Origin of the sequence: Pseudopedobacter beijingensis, from assembly GCF_042678145.1 — a bacterium.
GTDB lineage: Bacteria > Bacteroidota > Bacteroidia > Sphingobacteriales > Sphingobacteriaceae > Pseudopedobacter > Pseudopedobacter beijingensis.
Map to the genome: position 1 here is coordinate 215,227 of NZ_JBHUDG010000012.1, position 17,627 is coordinate 232,853.

The 17,627-nt window shown below is 37.2% G+C and carries 15 protein-coding genes; 14 read left to right on the forward strand and 1 reads right to left on the reverse strand.

Going from position 1 to position 17,627, the window contains the following annotated elements; all coding sequences use genetic code 11:
* Positions 1 to 22 precede the first annotated feature (22 nt).
* The 8 genes from zwf to trmD all read left to right on the forward strand — a co-directional run bounded on the left by zwf (position 23) and on the right by trmD (position 8,224).
* A complete protein-coding gene (gene zwf / locus ACFSAH_RS08710; RefSeq protein WP_379662334.1) occupies positions 23 to 1,552 on the forward strand; it encodes a glucose-6-phosphate dehydrogenase in 1,530 nt (509 codons plus the stop codon).
* A 150-nt stretch (positions 1,553 to 1,702) separates the two neighbouring features.
* Entirely contained in the window at positions 1,703 to 2,419 is a 717-nt protein-coding gene (pgl, locus tag ACFSAH_RS08715; protein WP_379662335.1) for a 6-phosphogluconolactonase, read from the forward strand.
* 358 nt (positions 2,420 to 2,777) lie between these two features.
* The gene (locus ACFSAH_RS08720) at positions 2,778 to 4,073 is read left to right on the forward strand and encodes a UDP-N-acetylmuramoyl-tripeptide--D-alanyl-D-alanine ligase (RefSeq protein WP_379662336.1); all 1,296 of its coding nucleotides are present in this window, start codon (positions 2,778 to 2,780) and stop codon (positions 4,071 to 4,073) included.
* Positions 4,074 to 4,122: 49 nt separating this feature from the next.
* Positions 4,123 to 5,664, forward strand: coding sequence for a YifB family Mg chelatase-like AAA ATPase (locus ACFSAH_RS08725; protein ID WP_379662337.1), 1,542 nt, complete (start codon positions 4,123 to 4,125; stop codon positions 5,662 to 5,664).
* Between the two features lie 58 nt (positions 5,665 to 5,722).
* Entirely contained in the window at positions 5,723 to 6,274 is a 552-nt protein-coding gene (locus ACFSAH_RS08730) for an ORF6N domain-containing protein (RefSeq protein WP_379662338.1), read from the forward strand.
* Between the two features lie 62 nt (positions 6,275 to 6,336).
* Positions 6,337 to 6,990 (forward strand): peptide-methionine (S)-S-oxide reductase MsrA, encoded by a 654-nt coding sequence (gene msrA, locus ACFSAH_RS08735; protein WP_379662339.1) that lies wholly within the window; start codon positions 6,337 to 6,339, stop codon positions 6,988 to 6,990.
* Positions 6,991 to 7,009: 19 nt separating this feature from the next.
* A complete protein-coding gene (gene rimM / locus ACFSAH_RS08740; RefSeq protein WP_379662340.1) occupies positions 7,010 to 7,543 on the forward strand; it encodes a ribosome maturation factor RimM in 534 nt (177 codons plus the stop codon).
* 6 nt (positions 7,544 to 7,549) lie between these two features.
* Complete coding sequence (gene trmD / locus ACFSAH_RS08745; protein ID WP_379662341.1) at positions 7,550 to 8,224, forward strand: tRNA (guanosine(37)-N1)-methyltransferase TrmD; 675 nt, start codon at positions 7,550 to 7,552, stop codon at positions 8,222 to 8,224.
* Here the strand turns inward: trmD and ACFSAH_RS08750 are convergent, their stop codons facing one another.
* A complete protein-coding gene (locus ACFSAH_RS08750) occupies positions 8,225 to 8,593 on the reverse strand; it encodes a hypothetical protein (RefSeq protein WP_379662342.1) in 369 nt (122 codons plus the stop codon).
* A gap of 137 nt (positions 8,594 to 8,730) precedes the next feature.
* On the opposite strand from ACFSAH_RS08750, the gene ACFSAH_RS08755 reads away from it, so the two are divergent.
* From ACFSAH_RS08755 to ACFSAH_RS08780, 6 genes are all read left to right on the forward strand, one after another.
* Positions 8,731 to 8,997, forward strand: coding sequence for a hypothetical protein (locus ACFSAH_RS08755; protein WP_379662343.1), 267 nt, complete (start codon positions 8,731 to 8,733; stop codon positions 8,995 to 8,997).
* 22 nt (positions 8,998 to 9,019) lie between these two features.
* Complete coding sequence (locus ACFSAH_RS08760) at positions 9,020 to 9,667, forward strand: hypothetical protein (protein WP_379662344.1); 648 nt, start codon at positions 9,020 to 9,022, stop codon at positions 9,665 to 9,667.
* Positions 9,668 to 9,838: 171 nt separating this feature from the next.
* Positions 9,839 to 10,183 (forward strand): 50S ribosomal protein L19, encoded by a 345-nt coding sequence (rplS, locus tag ACFSAH_RS08765; protein ID WP_379662345.1) that lies wholly within the window; start codon positions 9,839 to 9,841, stop codon positions 10,181 to 10,183.
* Between the two features lie 139 nt (positions 10,184 to 10,322).
* Positions 10,323 to 11,144: a tRNA threonylcarbamoyladenosine dehydratase gene (locus ACFSAH_RS08770; protein ID WP_379662346.1), complete on the forward strand. Its 822-nt coding sequence runs from the start codon at positions 10,323 to 10,325 to the stop codon at positions 11,142 to 11,144.
* Positions 11,145 to 11,423: 279 nt separating this feature from the next.
* Positions 11,424 to 14,639 carry a UvrD-helicase domain-containing protein gene (locus ACFSAH_RS08775; RefSeq protein ID WP_379662347.1) on the forward strand — a complete coding sequence of 1,072 codons (3,216 nt, stop codon included), beginning with the start codon at positions 11,424 to 11,426 and terminating at the stop codon, positions 14,637 to 14,639.
* Between the two features lie 11 nt (positions 14,640 to 14,650).
* Entirely contained in the window at positions 14,651 to 17,611 is a 2,961-nt protein-coding gene (locus ACFSAH_RS08780; protein WP_379662348.1) for a PD-(D/E)XK nuclease family protein, read from the forward strand.
* The last annotated feature ends 16 nt before the right edge of the window (positions 17,612 to 17,627 follow it).

Sequence of the window (17,627 nt, forward strand, 5' to 3'; positions counted from 1 at the left end):
CAAATAAAACTGTGAGATTCAAATGAAAAAAAAAGCCCACGAGCAAAAACCAACGATTTTCACCATTTTCGGTGGAACTGGTGACCTAGCTGCAAGAAAACTGATTCCTGCATTGTATAATCTATATTTAGATAATTACATGCCTGCAGAGTTTACAATTGTTGGTTTAGGAAGAACAGATTACAATGATGAGAGCTATAGAGCGGTACTTTTGGATGGATTAAACAAATACTCCAGAAGTGGTGTGGCTGACCCTGCAAAATGGGTAGAGTTTTCGTCAAATATTCTTTACTTACAATCAGATGCCAGTAAAGAAAAGACCTATAAAGATTTAGAAAAAATCATCGAAGAAAAGGATGCACAATGGTCAGAGCCGGCGACAGTAATTCATTACCTGTCTGTTGCTCCTCAGTTTTTCCCTGTCATCTCAGAAAATCTTTCTAAGATAAAGATGGCTGGCGGAAAAGAAAAGTGCAGGATAGTTATAGAGAAACCTTTTGGTCGCGATCTGGAAACAGCAAAAGAACTTAATACTTTGCTGCAATCGTTATTTGACGAGAGCCAGATTTACCGTATAGACCATTATTTGGGGAAAGAGACAGTACAAAACATGATGGCGTTCAGATTTGCGAATGCATTATTTGAGCCTATCTGGAACCGTAACTTTATAGATCACGTACAAATTTCTGTAACAGAAGATATTGGAATAGAAGACCGTGGAGGTTATTACGATGGTTCGGGCGCTTTGAGAGACATGGTGCAAAATCATATTTTGCAGGTATTGTGTCTGGTAGCCATGGAACCACCAGTAAGCTTTAACGCAGACGAAGTTCGTAACAGACGTGTGGACGTTCTGAAAGCTGCCAGAAGATTTGGCCCCGAAGAAGTAAAAAACAATGCTGTAAGAGGTCAGTATGCCGGAGGCTGGGTTGCAGGTAAAGAAGTTAACGGTTATAGAGAAGAAAAAGGAGTAGATCCTAATTCAAATACCGAAACATTCTGTGCTTTCAAATTCTTTATAGATAACTGGAGATGGCAAAATGTACCTTTCTATGTAAGAACGGGCAAACGTATGCACCAGAAATCTTCAGTAATCAGCATCCAGTTTAAAGATGTTCCACATCCTATTTTTCCGGCACAGGCATCAGAAAACTGGCAGCAAAACAGATTGATAATCAGTTTGCAACCGGAAATGAGTATCCGTTTGCAGGTTCAGGCTAAACGTCCGGGGTTAGATATGGTACTTAATCCGGTAGATATGATGTTTGATTACGATGGCGTTTATCCAAAAGAATCACCAGAAGCATACGAAACCTTGTTGTTAGATGCTATGGAAGGAGATCAGACATTGTTTATGCGTGGCGACCAGGTAGAAGCAGCATGGGAATTATTAATGCCGGTAATAGAAAATTGGGAATCGAGAAAAAGTTTGAATTTCCCTAACTATGCAACAGATAGCTGGGGGCCAGAAATAGCAGAAGCGTTAATTGCTAAAGATGGTTTTCATTGGTTTACCATGCCTCTGAAATCAAAAAAAGATAAGAAAAAGTAGATTTAGTTATCTATAAAGCTTAATATTAAAATCGCCGTCATTTTAATCTGGAACTTGTTAAAGCAGGCCAGGTTGAAATGGCGGAATTTTTTAAACACGACTTTAGGTAAAGGGATGTTCCGGAAGCTCAAAAGTCAGTAAAATAAAGAGATGAAACTAAATATTTATAAAGATTCGGATGCGGCGATACAGTCTATCGCTACATACCTCGTTGACCTTGCTAAAAAGTCGATTGCAGAAAAAGGTAGGTTTGATATTTCTCTGTCAGGAGGAAGTTCGCCCAAGAAACTTTATGAGCTTTTGGCAAAGAACTTTGCCAGTGATATTGATTGGACAAAAGTGTTCTTTTTCTTTGGTGATGAAAGGTATGTGGCTCACGATCATCCGGATAGTAATTACCTGATGGCTACAACAGCTATGGCTCCTCTAAATTTAGGAGAAGCACAGATTTTTAAAGTAGATACCAGTTTAGATCCAGAAAGTGCTGCGCTAGATTACGAAAAATGTATTAAAAAGCATTTTGGAGAAAACGTAGCCTTTGATCTGATTCTTTTAGGCTTGGGAGACGATGCACATACTGCTTCATTGTTCCCGGGTACAGATATCTTGTTTAACGATGAAAATCTGGTAAAAGACGTTTATTTAAAAGATAAAGAAGTTTATAGAATAAGCATGACTGCTCCTTTGATTAATCAAGCGAAAAATGTAGCTTTTTTAACTTTTGGAGAAGGAAAAGCGAATGCTTTACAAGCTATTTTAGAAGCGGAAAAAGATATTACTAAATATCCTGCTCAACTGATAAAGCCTTTGAACGGAGAAGTTCAGTGGTTTATTGATGAGGCGGCAGCTTCTAAACTTTCTAATTAGAAGTTTTTAGGAAAGACATCTCTTGTATCTGTGTAAAGATGCGGGAGATGTCTTTTGTTTTTTAAAAGATTTGCTGCAGAAACAAGTAGATTTATGGGATAAGTTAGCCCTCGAGGTTAAGGATGAAGCTGAAATATCGCTGAAAGAGTTATAGCAGGGTATAGGGATCTCTCATTCAGGTGTAATGCAAAAATATGATAAATGATTTTCGGAATAATCTGTTCGCCAATGGCAGAATAGAAACGTTCGGATATGGTTAATTATTTGTTGGCTCGTTGGACTGAAAAAGAAATTCTTTTGATTGATTTCGTGAAAATATACTTCTTCGCCCTATATTTACTTTAAAAAATTGTATCACGTGAGTATAGCAGAACTCTATAATATCTTTAAAGAATACCCTTTAGTATCTACCGATACCCGGAAAATAAGTCAGGATTGTTTGTTTTTTGCCCTAAAGGGAGAAAACTTTGATGCCAATACCTTTGCGGGGGAAGCCATAAAACAAGGTGCTGCCTATGCTGTTGTAGATTGTCTGGATTTGCCTAAAAATCCACAATTTATATTTGTGGATAATGTTTTAAAGACTTTACAGGATTTAGCTCATTATCACCGTAAACAACTTGGATTACCTGTTGTGGGGTTAACCGGAACAAATGGGAAAACAACCACTAAAGAGCTGATTAATGCAGTGCTAAGCCAAAAGTTTAAAACCTCTGCTACATTGGGTAATCTGAATAATCATATTGGGGTACCGTTAACGCTTTTGGCTATTACACCAGAAACAGAAGTGGCTATTGTAGAAATGGGCGCCAATCATCAAAAAGAAATTGAGTTTTTGTGCGCTATTGCCGAACCTGATTTTGGATTGATTACCAATGTAGGGAAAGCACATTTAGAGGGATTTGGCGGTTTTGAAGGAGTTAAAAAAGGGAAAGGCGAACTTTATGATTTTCTGTCAAAGAGTAATGAGACTGTTTTTGTCAATCATGATAACAACTATCTTCTGGAGATGTCTAACGATAAGGTTTTTAAAGAGGTGGTTTATTATGGAACGTCTTCTTTGTGTTATGTGTCGGGAGAACTACTGGCTAACGATCCGTATCTGAAGATAGCATGGAGACAGGGGGGGCATCAAGAAACTGTACAGTCTCAACTGACTGGTATTTATAACTTTGAGAATATTTTAGCTGCAATTGCAATAGGCAAGAAGCTAGGTTTAACCAACGAAGAGGTAAATAAAGGAATAGAAATATACCAACCCACTAATAACCGTTCGCAAATTATAAAAACAGCAAAAAACACGGTTATTGGCGATTTCTATAATGCCAATCCAAGCAGCATGGCTGTGGCTATAGAAAATATAGCTAAACTGGATGCCGGGAAAAAAATCCTGATTTTGGGAGATATGTTTGAGTTGGGAGATGAGTCTCAAGCAGAGCATCAAACCATAGTTAAACAGGTAGGGAAACACTCTTTTGATGAAGTGATTTTTATAGGGAAAGAATTTAGCAAACAGCAGCAAGCCCCATTCTCTTTTTATACAGATGTAGAAGTATTGAAAAAGCATCTGGAGAATAATCCTATAGAAGGAGCCCTGATTTTATTAAAAGGTTCCAGAGGGATGAAATTGGAGCAGCTGATGGAACAGCTTTAATGGTTTATTGTTTTTAAAGGAAAATTTAGTAACTTCCTTTAAAAAACCAATGCCTGTAAAAATATTTGGAAGTGCTGTTCATGGTGTAGAAGCCCAAACTATTACCGTAGAAGTAAATATTTCATCCGGTAAACCGGGATATTTTATAGTCGGTCTTCCGGATAATGCAGTTAAAGAAAGTCTGCTTCGGATAGAAAGTGCGCTTTCTACCAATTCGCTGCGGATGCCACGACAAAAAATTGTAGTTAACATGGCGCCGGCAGATATCCGCAAAGAAGGTTCTGCTTATGACTTAAGTATAGCCACAGGGATTCTGGCAGCATCAGGCCAAATTCCCGAAGAAGATATCCTTAATTATGTTATTATGGGTGAGCTATCTCTGGATGGTGAAGTGAAACCCATAAAAGGAGCTTTGCCTATAGCTATACAAGCTCGCAAAGAAAATATCAAAGGGTTTATACTACCTTTTGATAATGCCCGGGAAGCGGCCATAGTAAATGATGTTGAAGTGTATGGCATCAAGCATATCAATGAATTGGTTTCGTTTTTTAATGGAGATGAGAAGCCTGAACCTGTAGAATTAGACACCCGAGAGGTGTTCTTTAATTCGGTAAATAGCTATGATAGCGATTTTGCAGAAGTCAGAGGACAGGAAAATATTAAACGGTCTTTAGAAATTGCCGCTGCCGGAGGCCATAATGCTATTCTTATAGGTCCGCCTGGAGCAGGAAAAACCATGTTGGCAAAACGCTTGCCAACCATATTACCTCCACTTAATTTGTATGAGGCTTTAGAAACCACCAAAATACATTCCGTTGCCGGAAAGCTTTCTACTGCAGAAGCATTGGTAACCGTAAGACCTTTCCGTTCGCCTCATCATACCGTTTCGGATGTGGCATTGGTGGGAGGAGGAGGAAACCCGCAACCCGGAGAAATTTCTCTGGCACATAATGGCGTCTTGTTTCTGGATGAGCTTCCCGAATTTAAAAGAACGGTGCTGGAAGTTATGCGCCAGCCCTTAGAAGAAAGAAGAGTAACGATCTCCAGAGCAAAAATAGCAGTTGACTATCCCTCCAGTTTTATGCTGATAGCAGCGATGAATCCCTGCCCGTGTGGATTTTACAATCATCCTGAAAAAGAATGTGTTTGTGCTCCCGGAGTGGTGCAAAAATACCTCAGCAGGGTAAGTGGCCCTTTGTTAGACCGGATAGATTTACATGTAGAAGTAACACCGGTTAATTTTGATGAACTGGCATCTGAACGGAAATCAGAAGGGAGTGCCGTTATCAGGGAAAGAGTAGTAAAAGCGAGGCAAATTCAGGAAGAACGATTTAAGCCCTACGAACATATTAATTGCAATGCACAAATGAGCCCGCAAATGGTTCGTGATATTTGTCGTATCCAGAATGATGGGCAAGAGCTGTTAAAGAATGCTATGGAAAAGCTGGGTCTTTCTGCCCGGGCATACGACAGAATTTTAAAGGTGTCCAGAACTATTGCCGATTTAGATGCAAGTGAACATATAAAAACCGAACATTTAGCAGAAGCCATCAATTTTAGGAGTTTAGATAGAGAAAAGTGGGCGGGGTAAATTGAATTATACCGAGGTGGTCGCAAAATGCGACCACCTTAAAAACAACAAAATAGGTATGACAAAAGACAAAATAGCTGTAAGCATTCCTGATGAATTGGTTATAAATAAAATTATTGTGATTAGAGGCAATAGAGTGATGATAGATCGGGATTTGGCTGAACTTTATGGCGTAACTACCAAACGTTTAAATGAACAGGTGAAAAGAAATCAAAAGCGTTTTCCAGAAGACTTCATGTTTCAGATTACAAAAGACGAAAAAGAAGAAATTATCAGGCAGTTTAAGCATCTCTCTTCGTTAAAATATTCTTCGGTATTGCCTTATGTATTTACCGAACATGGAGCAGTAATGTTGGCAAGTATTCTGAATAGTGACAGGGCAATAGAGGTAAATATTCAGATAGTTAGGGTATTTACTAAAATTCAGAAAATGTTAACAGATAATACGGAGTTAAGGCTAGAACTTGAACAAATTAGAAAGAAAGTGGATAATCAGGATAAGAATATTGAATTGGTTTTTAAATACCTTGATGAGCTATTGGAGGAGAAGAATGTTCCTGCATCTCCTAGAAAAAGCATAGGATATAAAACATGGTCCGAAAAGGAATAGCAAGTTTTTATTGAATAACTTTATCGTTGGAACTATCTTGTTGATTTTTACGTTTAGAAGAAATGAAGTCCTATAAAAATTCATATTTATTGTTTCTCCTGATTTTTACTTTGCAATCCTGCAATGGACAAAGTAAAAGCCAAAAAATAAAGTCAACAGCAATAAATCTGACCCCTCCAAAAGGAAAGGCAATGGCGGCATTTGCGTCGGGATGTTTTTGGTGTACAGAGCATGTTTTTGAATCTGTGTTTGGCGTAGATTCTGCTGTTTCGGGATATGCCGGTGGGCATACTAAAAATCCAACCTATCAGCAAGTCTGTACAGAAACTACCGGACATGCCGAAACAATAATGGTTTACTACGATCCACAAAAAGTAACTTACAAAGAGCTTGTTCAGGTGTTTTTTGATTCACACGACCCTACTACAAAAAATAAACAAGGACCAGATGTAGGCTCTTCTTACCGTTCTGTTTTATTTTATACAAATGATGCGGAGAAAGAAACAGCACAAGAAATTATAGCATCTTTAACCAAAAACAAAATTTATAAAAAACCTATTGTAACCGAGATGAAGCCCTTGAAAGTATTTTACAGGGCAGAGGACGAACATCAGAATTTTGTGAAAAGAAATCCTTTACAGCCCTATGTACAGGGAGTTTCTAATCCAAGGTTTGAGAAGTTTAAGCGACAAACGTCTCAACGATTGAAAGAGTAATTTTCTTACATTTGCGCCAATGAAGTCAGAAGAATTTGTTGAGATAGGTTTTATTACCAAAACCCACGGTCTAAAAGGCGATATACAAATAGCCTTCACTTATCACGAACCGGAAAAATTGAAAATGAACTCAGTTTTTTTAGAAATCAACGGAAAAAAGGTTCCTTATTTTGTAGATAGCTTTAAACTGTCGCAACAGACAACAGGTTATCTGAAATTTGAGGATATAGACCATATAGACAAAGCACAGATATTGGTGAAGAGAAAGGTTTTTCTTCCCTTGAAGATGATGCCCAAAAAGAAGAAAGAAGAGTTTACTTTTAAAGATCTGGAAGGGTTTTCTGTTTTGGATAAGATAAACGGAGATTTAGGAAAGATACTTTCTGTGAGGGAATACCCTCAGCAATTCCTGGCTACAGTTAATTATCAGGAGAAGGAAGTGCTTTTTCCGTTGTCAGATGCTTTTATAGAAGATATTGATATTGAAAATAGAAAGCTGAGTGTAAATTTGCCCGAAGGTTTATTGGAAGTTTATCTGGACCAGAATAATTAAGAAACTATGCGCTTTGATATCATTACTGTTTTACCAGGTCTGTTAGAAAGTCCTTTTGCACATTCCATTTTGCAAAGGGCGCAAAATAAAGGCCTGTCAGAGATTTATGTTCACAATCTGAGGGATTACTCTAGCAATAAACATAAAAGCGTAGACGACTATCCTTACGGCGGTGGTAGCGGAATGGTTATGCAGATAGAACCATTTGCTGCCTGTATAGAAAAACTAAAGGCAGAACGTGACTATGACGAAATTATTTTCATGACTCCGGACGGTGAAACCTTTAATCAGGAAATAGCAAACGGTTTATCACTTAAAAAGAATGTGATTATTCTTTGCGGGCATTATAAAGGAATAGATCAACGAATAAGGGACGTGTATGTGACACGTGAAATTTCTATAGGCGATTATGTGCTTTCTGGCGGAGAGCTTCCGGCAGCCATTATAGTAGACGCTGTAGTGAGACTGCTTCCGGGAGTGCTTTCAGATGAAACATCAGCGCTTTCAGACTCCTTTCAGGGCGATTTATTAGATGCACCTGTTTATTCACGTCCGGCAGATTGGCGTGGGCATAAAGTGCCGGAAGTACTTTTAAGCGGTAACCAGGCTAAAATAGAACAATGGCGTTACGAGCAGTCTTTAGAAAGAACCCAAAAAAGACGCCCTGATTTATTAGAATAATTAGTCCTGGCTTCGGCTGTTCAGCAGTTCAATAATCTTTTCTTTATCCTTTAGCTGGCCTTTGAGTGTTTCGGTCAGTTGTTTATATACATTCAGTTCAGAAGCAACTGTCCTATATTCAGGAACAGACTCTGTAAGAGATTTGCTTTCTGGCAAATCCGGGTAGTTGTCCGGTGTGCTTTCCTGGAAAAATACAGATGGAGAAACTTCCAGTATTTCAGCCATCTTTTTAAGATCAGTATATTTAATAGATTCCTTGATAAGGCTTAGCCTAAAACCGTCGAAAGTCTTGCCAATTTGTACTGCTAACCAACTTAAAGAACGGCCCCTTTCTTTTAAAAGATTATCAACGATTGGTTTTAATTGCATAAAAAATTATGTAACTATTTTGAATATAATTTATATTACTTATTTTTATTTGTAATTTTTGCTAAATAAAATTTGATTAACGCAAATCTTTAGTCAAAGTACACAAAATTTTGGATGTTTTAACAAAAAAATTAATCATGTATAAGTACAAGATAAACGAGGTGCTCAATAATTTACCCATGAAAGATTATAGGAAAGCAATTAAAATGATTCCAAAAATATTAGGTGTTTCGACGAATACTTTCTTAAATTACAGGAACATTCGTGTTGACGAGGAAAAGGATATTCCATATCAGAAAGTGATCATTATGGAGAAAATATTTGCATTAGAAGAAGGATCGTTAAGCAATATAGAGATAAATTACAAAACCATTTATGAACTAATTAGAGAAAAGGAGGTTTAATATGCTTGCCACCCAAATTAATATGGAGAGTCATCTCACAGATCATCTTGTGAATCTGCTAGACCACGATGTAAGAGCGCCTATGAAAAACTTTGTGTATTTTCTTTCTCTTTCAGAAAGCGATGCGCTGGATTATGGAAAGTTTAGCATGAAACCTTTTTTGGAGCCCTTCTTTGCTTCTTCATCATTTTTTGTGGAAAACTTTATCATCTGGAACAAAATAATTAAGGAAGGTGCCTGTCTGGCAAAACCTTACTATGTCTCAGAAATCATTAAAGAGATTAAAGAATCTTTCAGTTATCAGCTTGCTGCAAAAAATATTCATATCATTTTTGATGGCGAACAAACACAGTTTTTAGCCATAGACCGCCTTACGTTTAGTTTTGTACTGAAGAACATCTTTTTTACAACTATTAATTATAGTAACAAAGGAAATGTTATTTGTGTGAAATTATCAGGCGATCATCGGGTCTTAGAAATTAGCTCCATAGATATGTTTATGCCATCTAATAAAATTGAACGTATTTTTAATATGGAAGAATATAAAAACGTATCGGGCAGAGATATCGGTGTTTTGCTTAGTCAATATGTTTTACGTAGCTTTGACAGCAGTTTCTCTTATGTTCAAAATGATAGCGGAGAGGGTGTTTTTAAATGGTATTTGTCTTAAAACAACTCAATAAAAAACCTAAGTAGCTCTTCTACAAAAAAATAAAAGAGAAAGAATTATAGGAATTTTTCAGAATAGTTTTTGTTTCTGAAAAAAAAAGCCTAATATTGCACTCCGAAAAATTCGGTACGATTAGGCAATAAATGAATCGTATTTAATCAGCATAAGATCATGGATTTAGTAAAATTTGTAGAAGAGCAGGTTATCGAAAAGAAACAATTACCTGCATTTAAATCTGGAGACACCATCAGTGTTCACTATAAAATTCGTGAAGGAAATAAAGAGCGTGTTCAGGTTTATCAAGGTGTAGTTATCCAGAGAAATAGTGCTGGTTCTACAGAAACTTTCACTGTTCGTAAAATTTCTAACGGAATAGGTGTAGAGCGTATCTTCCCTGTAAACTCTCCAAACATAGAAAAAGTAGAAGTACATAGCATTGGTAAAGTGCGTAGAGCTAAATTGTTCTACCTGCGTAACCTTACAGGTAAAGCAGCTCGTATCAAAACAAAAAGATAATTTACCGCTGTACAGCAATAAAATATTTATAAGACCCTTTTGTGAAAACCAAAAGGGTTTTTTTTATTTGAATATAAAACCCTGAACCCATTGTTGAGGGCTATGTTTTTTTGATTCCAATTTTTGAATTGATAAGAATATGTCTGATTTAGCTTGGCTGTCCCGTTCGGCATTATTGGTTGGTGACGAAGGAATAAACACTTTACAGCAAAAACATGTATTGGTTGTTGGATTAGGAGGTGTTGGATCTTTTGCTGCGGAGTTTATCTGTAGGGCAGGAGTAGGAGAGATGACCATTGTAGATGGTGATGTTGTAGATCCGTCAAATAGAAATAGGCAATTGCCAGCTTTAGCTACTAACCACGGGGTTAGTAAAGCCGAAATTATGGAAGAACGCTTATTGGCTATTAATCCGGAATTGAAATTACATGTTATTAAAGAGTTTTTGTCGCCACAGAAATGTAAGGAGCTTTTGAGTACTCAAAAGTTTGATTATGTTGCCGAGTGTATAGATAGTATTACGCCTAAATTATTGCTGCTTACCACGGCACTGGAATGCGGTTTACCTATTGCAAGTTCTATGGGAGCAGGGGGAAAAGTGGATCCGACAAAATTAAGAACCACTTATCTGACAGAAACCTGGGAATGTGTTTTTGCGCAATATGTTCGTAAGCGCTTGAAAAAAATGGTAAATGCTTCTACTATAAAAGCAGTGTTTTCTGTTGAGAAAGTAATGAAAGAGTCTTTGGTGATGACGGATGGCAGTAACTTTAAGCTTTCTGCTTATGGTACTATTTCTTACTTGCCTGCGGCATTTGGAGGAGGTATAGCGTCTATTGTTATCAGAGATTTGTTAGGGTTACCGATTGATATAGAAAAACGTCCGGATTTTATTTCTAAGGATAAAGCTAAAAAGAAGAAAAAGAAAAAAGATAAGAAGAAGGAAAATATTAAGGAATAATTTCAGAAAGCAGTTTTAAAGAACTGCTTTTTTATTTAATAACGATATGGTTTTTTATCTGAAAATCACTTGAGGTCGCAAATTGCGACTTCAGGTTTTGAACCTCATATTCGGTAAGTTGAAACATTGAAATCCTCGGAAAACTGGTCTACCTGTTCATTAATTCTTTCTGTATCTATACCAATACAATAAAGCCAAATCATTATCTAACATAACTTTACCCTGGGGCTTAGAAAGAGTCTTTTTAATTTTTAATTTTGATTTTATACCTTGTACAACATGCAAAAACCGCTTAAAAGACTTCAGGCTTCCGCAGGTTCGGGAAAGACATTTAGTTTGGCCGTTCATTACCTTACCTTGTTGTTTAGCAATGAGAATAAATACAGGGAAATACTGGCCGTAACTTTTACCAATAAAGCTACCGAAGAGATGAAGACCCGGATTTTAGAGGTCTTAAAAGGTTTAGCTGTTGATAGTAATGCTGCCGCAATAGAGAGTTACAGAAAATTATTGTTGCAAGAACATACCAATTTAGACAGACATAGTCTGGCCGAAAAAGCAGATCGGATTTATAGAAGAATATTACATGATTATAGCCGTTTTTCGGTAAATACCATAGACGGATTTGTCCAGAAAGTAATTAGGGGTTTTGCTTTTGAATTGGGATTAGATGCTTCGTACACCTTAGAAATGAATATAGATAGGGTTAAGGAAAATCTGGTGGAGCGTTTGGATAAAGAACTGGACAGAAAACCAGAATTGGTACAATGGATTATTAACCTGGCAAAAGAAAGGATAGAAGATAACAAAAGTTGGAACTATAAAGCAGAGTTGTTGAACCTAACGGGCGAAATATTTAAAGAACGTTTTGCTGTGTTTGAACAAGCCTTACAACAAATAGGACTTGAAAATACCGATAAGATCTTTTTAGAATATGCACAAGCATCTAAAAAAGATGTGGTGTTGTTTGAGCAGCAAATAGTTTCTTTGGCGCAAAAAGGTTTGGAAACCATAACCAGGTTTGGTTTAACTCCCGATCATTTAAAAGGAAAAAGCAGAAGTCCTTTGTTAAGATTGCAAAAAGTTGCGGTTAAAGACTTTAAAGATATAGAGAAGCTGTTTGTGCTGATAGATGCTCCGGAAGATTGGTTCCAGAAAAATGTATCGGACGAATCTTACCCCGAACTTAACTCTGTTTTAAAAGAGTTAGAACAGTATTTTTATCATAGCTATCCGGATTATATTCTTCACCAGCAGTTTAATAAGAATGTTTATTTTCTGCGGCTTATGGTTGAACTGGTTAGCTTGTTGAAAAACTACAGAGAAGAAAGTGGAAACCTCTTGATTAGCGATGCGCAAAATCTGTTAACAGGTATTACGGATGATGCAGGTGACAACCCATCTTTTATTTGGGAAAAAATTGGCAATAAGTACCGGAATTTTTTATTTGACGAATTTCAGGATACATCAGTGAGTCAATGGGGAAGTTTCCGTTCTCTGGTACAAAATGCGATTGCAGAGCCCAGCGGTGCCTGGATAGATCATTTGATTGTGGGGGATACCAAACAGTCTATCTATAGATGGAGAAACGGGGATTGGAATATCCTGCATAGCGGGGTGAAAAGAGATTTGGGAGAACATAATGTTGTAGACAGTAATCTGGAAGAAAACTACAGAAGTTCTAAAGAAATTATCCAGTTTAATAATCACCTATACCATCGATTGCCGGTTTTGGTGCAAACAAAGATTAATACCGAAGTAGAAGAAACAGGTGATGAACAGCTGAAGGCATGGTGGATGGCTCAGGATTATCATCAGGTAATTAACCAGATTTACAGTCAGGCAGAGCAAAAATTAACATCAGGGACCGAAGAAGGTGGGGTAGTAAAAATCAGGAAGTTTACGAAAAAAGAAGAAGACGAACGTATTTTTTCGGATACTGTTTTCAGAGAATATGCTCTTGAATATCTTGTGGAAGAAATTACAAATCTGAGAGATGAGCATGCCTATTCTTATAAAGACATCAGTATTCTGGTGCGGTCTAACAGAGAAGCCGTAGAAGTAGTAGAAATGCTGATGCATGCGCAAATTCCGGTAGTATCGGGCGAAGCGCTTTTGGTGGGGAACAATACCGCCATCAAACTGATTGTAAATACGCTTTGTGCTTTGGTAGGTTATGAAGAAAATACATCATTATACAAAGCAAACTGTATAGCGCTTTATCATAAAATTAATGGTAATCCGGTACATCCGGATAGCTATCTGGGGTTAAGGTTTAAACCATTTGCACAACTGTCAGCATTACTTCCCGCAGAATTATGTGCCCATGCAAGCTTGTGGATACAGTTACCCTTACCAGAATTGGTAGAAAAAATTATCAGAAGCTATGGACTAGATCAGAAAACAGAATATTTACCTTATCTGCTATCTTTCAGAGATATTGTAGGTAACGCTACCCGACTGGGCGAGAAAGGTATCCATAGTTTTTTGAATTGGTGGGACGAGGAAGGAATGTCCCGTACATTGCCCTCTCCGGAAGAGGCCAATGCTGTACAGGTAATTACCATTCATAAATCAAAAGGTTTGGCATTTAGGGCAGTATTTGTGCCTTTTTGCGAATTGGGTTTAAGCGGGAAAACCAACAGTGTATTTTGGGTTCCGTCTGAGGAAACACCTTATAAACAATTGGGCAGCATCCCTTTAAAATACACTAGAGAACTAGCCAAATCATCCGTAGCCAAATATTATTTTGAAGAAGAATTGTACAGTCACATGGATAGTTTAAACATGATTTATGTGGCTACTACACGGGCAAAAGATTATCTTTTCTTAGGTATAAAGGGCAAAGAAAAGGAAGATACCAATGCGATAGGGAATTTATTAGGCTTAATTTATAAAGATGATTTTGATGAAGAAGGATTATACGCATTAGGAAACTATATAGAAAAGCCTTCCCGAAAGTCGGAAAAGAACCTGATTCAATTGCAATCCTACCCTACTTCGGACAGAATTTCTGAAATATACGAAGCGGTAGAAGACCGGCATGCCAACCATTTGTTAAACATAGAGCAATCTGGTCGTAAAGGGAGTATTATGCATGAAATATTGGCTAACGTTAAAGAAAAATCAGAAATAGCATCTTATATAGACGATTTAAATATTCAGGGAATTATTACCGAAGACGAAAAAGAAGGGTTTTTGCAAGAAACCAAAGAAGTATTAGATCACCCCGAACTAAAATATCTGTTAGGTAAAGCCATTCGTACCATCGAAGAAAAAGGAATTGTAGATGAGTCCGGGCGGCAACACCGACCCGATAAAGTTCTCATTGGCGAGAATGAGGTTATTATTCTCGATTATAAGTTTACAAACAAAGAGCATGAAACGCACATTGAGCAGCTGTTAAGTTATAAAAGCTTGTTACAAACTATGGGATACCAGAATGTAAGTGCTTATTTGTTTTATGCATTAACCAGAAAATTAAAGGCCATTTAAATCCGCTTTACATGAAACCATTTTTAAAAGAAGTTGCAGAAGATCTAGTAGAACAGTTTGGTCAGGATTTAGAGCATTGCGCTATTGTTTTTAATAATAAAAGACCTGCGGCATATTTACAAAAGCATCTGGCAGATATTTATCAAAAACCTTTTTGGAGTCCTTCCTTTTTTACAGTTCAGGAGTTTTTTGCAAAATCTACCCATTTAAAAACGGCAGATTTTTATGCGCAGTTTTTTACGTTATACCAAAGATACAATCAGATACTTTCGGGAGAGGGACAGAAAGCCCTGGATATGGCGCAGTTTTTTCCGATAGCCAAAATTATACTTAGCGATTTTTCGCAGATAGATAACGATTTAGTTGATGCCGCTAAACTTTATCACGAGCTGGAAGATATAGTGCTTATAAATCAGCAGTTTGATTTTCTTACGACAGAACAACATCAGTTTCTGTCTCAGTTCTGGACCTCTTATACAGAAGGAAAACACAAAAGGCAGCAGGAGAATTTTATTAAAATGTGGCGCAGGATGCCTTTATTGTATCGTGATTTTCATCAGGATCTGGCAACGCAGGACTTAATAACTATGGGCAGGGTCTATAAAAACCTGGCAGAAGAAAAGAATGATAATCCTACATTTTTAAACGATTTCTCGAAAGGCAAACTCATTTTTATAGGCTTTAACGCGCTAACAAAAGCAGAAGCAATTGTGTTTAAGCGTTGGCAGGAGCAAGATCTGGCTCGCTTTTACTTTGATACGGATGCTTATTATTTAGATGATCCATTACAGGAATCCGGACTTTTCCTTAGAAAAAATATAGACCAGATAGGGTTGGTGAATGCCCTTAACAATCAACGATCGTTTATTGCCGCAAAGAAACGGAATATAGATGTATATCAGGTTCAGGGACATAATGTAGAGGCAAAAATCCTGAACAATATACTTTCTGAGGATTACAATCTGCTGGCAGCCAATAAAAACTATGGCGATACTGCAATTATTCTGGCAGACGAATCTCTGTTACTGCCCACTTTGCAAACAATTCCTTCGGTACATAAAGACGCTCAAGGAAATGAAACCGGGCTAAAAGTAAACCTGAACGTAACTATGGGCGTTTCGTTTGTCTCTTCAACTTTGTTTGGTCTGGCAGATTTGTGGTTAAATATCCAGAAAAGTATCCATCAGTTTAAACCGGATGAAGAAATTACATTTTCTTTTAAAACGGTTGAGGCATTCTTATCACATCCCTTGGTGGGACTCAGTGATAAAATGCGTGAAAAAATCCTGAAAGCGTTTGTAGAGGAGCAATTAGTACAGGTCCCTAAAAACAGACTGATTCCTCAAAAAGGAATATTTGTTAATTTCTTTGAGAAGATAGATGCTCCTGTAGACATTATCAAAGGGTTGAAAGAAACCTTAGAAGCGGTGCTTAAAAGGCAGTTGTATGTACAGAATCTTAAGAAAATAGATTCGGAATTATTTATAAAAACTATACAGGAACTTAACCGTTTGTACGATACCTTAACCAAACATATCAAAGGAGGAAGACAGACTTTAGAGGTAGGCTTTGTTGTTTCTTTAGTACAAAAAGTATTGCAAAGTGTAGCCGTTCCGTTAAGCGGGAATCCTTTAGAAGGCTTGCAGGTGATGGGGCTGTTGGAAAGCAGAAACCTGAACTTTAAACATATTGTGGTACTGGGGCTGAACGACGGAATAGTACCGAAGACAACCATTGGAAATAGTTTTATTCCCGACAGTCTGAGAAGGGTTTACGGATTACCGGTATTAGAAAACCAGGATGCTATTTCGGCTTATATGTTTTACCGCCTCATTCAAAGAGCAGAAAAAGTGAGTGTGGTGTATAACAGTCTGACTGATGAAAGCAATTCTGGAGAACCCAGTCGCTTTTTGAAACAGCTGGAATATGAGAGCGGATGGGAATTTAAGTATTACCATCAGGAATTAAATGTAGAAGTAGAAAAGTCTGAAACCGTAGAAATCAGTAAAACACCACAGATTATGAATATTCTGGAGGGTTTTTCTACCGGAAAAAGAACATTATCCGCATCGGCATTGACCACTTATATTGCCAATCCCATAGATTTTTTCTTTACTTATATAGCTGGAATTAAAGAACCGGAAGAAGTGGACGAGGTGGTAGAAGCCAGAGATTTGGGCTCTATACTACACGGAGTAATGGAAGACTTTTATGAAGCATTGAAAGCCGAAAATCCAGATATTACTGAGGAACGGATTAAGCAAAAACGAAAAGAAATACCCGATTTAGTTAGGAGAAATTTTAACAAAATCATTTATAAAAATGCCGATAGGCAAACGCGTTTTAACGGAATGCAACAGGTAGTTTTAGCCATTGTTCAGGAATATTGCGATATTATTCTCAATTATGATGAAAAATGTACACCATTCAGGATTATACAAATGGAAGAGGCAATGGTTGTTCCTTACTCCTTTACAGATGCAACAGGGCAACAAAGAACCATCCAGATTAAAGGGATTATTGACCGTGTAGATTTGACCAGTGAGAACATTACAAGAATTGTAGATTATAAAACAGGTTCTGATAAACTGGCTTACCATAGTATAGAAGAAAGCTTTAATACCGATGGAAAAAACCTGAATAAAGCTTTGGTACAAACGCTGTTTTACACTTATGTTTTTGAACAGGCCAAAAATCTGAAATTTGTAGAACCCAATTTGTATGTGTTGAAGACCATGAATAAAGATGGCGTTTTATTTCAGACCTATCGTAAAGTTGAAGATGAAAATGGGGAATCTAAACGTAGAAAAATGAGCCTTAATGCAGATTTTTTGATTGCCGAAAAGGAGGTGTTTCTGCTCGAACTCAATAAAAAATTAGCCGAATTGTTTGACCCTTCGGTGCCTTTTAAGGTTAGTGAGAACCCATTGAACTATCAGTATTCTAAGTTTACAGATTTAATGGTAAGTTAGCTTAGTATAAACTAAA

What these genes read in the sequence shown, in the direction of transcription:
- zwf (WP_379662334.1), top strand. Translation starts at nt 23, where the DNA reads ATGAAAAAAAAAGCCCACGAGCAAAAACCAACGATTTTCACCATTTTC.
- pgl (WP_379662335.1), top strand. Translation starts at nt 1,703, where the DNA reads ATGAAACTAAATATTTATAAAGATTCGGATGCGGCGATACAGTCTATC.
- ACFSAH_RS08725 (WP_379662337.1), top strand. Translation starts at nt 4,123, where the DNA reads ATGCCTGTAAAAATATTTGGAAGTGCTGTTCATGGTGTAGAAGCCCAA.
- ACFSAH_RS08730 (WP_379662338.1), top strand. Translation starts at nt 5,723, where the DNA reads ATGACAAAAGACAAAATAGCTGTAAGCATTCCTGATGAATTGGTTATA.
- msrA (WP_379662339.1), top strand. Translation starts at nt 6,337, where the DNA reads ATGAAGTCCTATAAAAATTCATATTTATTGTTTCTCCTGATTTTTACT.
- rimM (WP_379662340.1), top strand. Translation starts at nt 7,010, where the DNA reads ATGAAGTCAGAAGAATTTGTTGAGATAGGTTTTATTACCAAAACCCAC.
- trmD (WP_379662341.1), top strand. Translation starts at nt 7,550, where the DNA reads ATGCGCTTTGATATCATTACTGTTTTACCAGGTCTGTTAGAAAGTCCT.
- ACFSAH_RS08750 (WP_379662342.1), bottom strand. Translation starts at nt 8,593, where the DNA reads ATGCAATTAAAACCAATCGTTGATAATCTTTTAAAAGAAAGGGGCCGT.
- ACFSAH_RS08755 (WP_379662343.1), top strand. Translation starts at nt 8,731, where the DNA reads ATGTATAAGTACAAGATAAACGAGGTGCTCAATAATTTACCCATGAAA.
- ACFSAH_RS08760 (WP_379662344.1), top strand. Translation starts at nt 9,020, where the DNA reads ATGGAGAGTCATCTCACAGATCATCTTGTGAATCTGCTAGACCACGAT.
- rplS (WP_379662345.1), top strand. Translation starts at nt 9,839, where the DNA reads ATGGATTTAGTAAAATTTGTAGAAGAGCAGGTTATCGAAAAGAAACAA.
- ACFSAH_RS08770 (WP_379662346.1), top strand. Translation starts at nt 10,323, where the DNA reads ATGTCTGATTTAGCTTGGCTGTCCCGTTCGGCATTATTGGTTGGTGAC.
- ACFSAH_RS08775 (WP_379662347.1), top strand. Translation starts at nt 11,424, where the DNA reads ATGCAAAAACCGCTTAAAAGACTTCAGGCTTCCGCAGGTTCGGGAAAG.
- ACFSAH_RS08780 (WP_379662348.1), top strand. Translation starts at nt 14,651, where the DNA reads ATGAAACCATTTTTAAAAGAAGTTGCAGAAGATCTAGTAGAACAGTTT.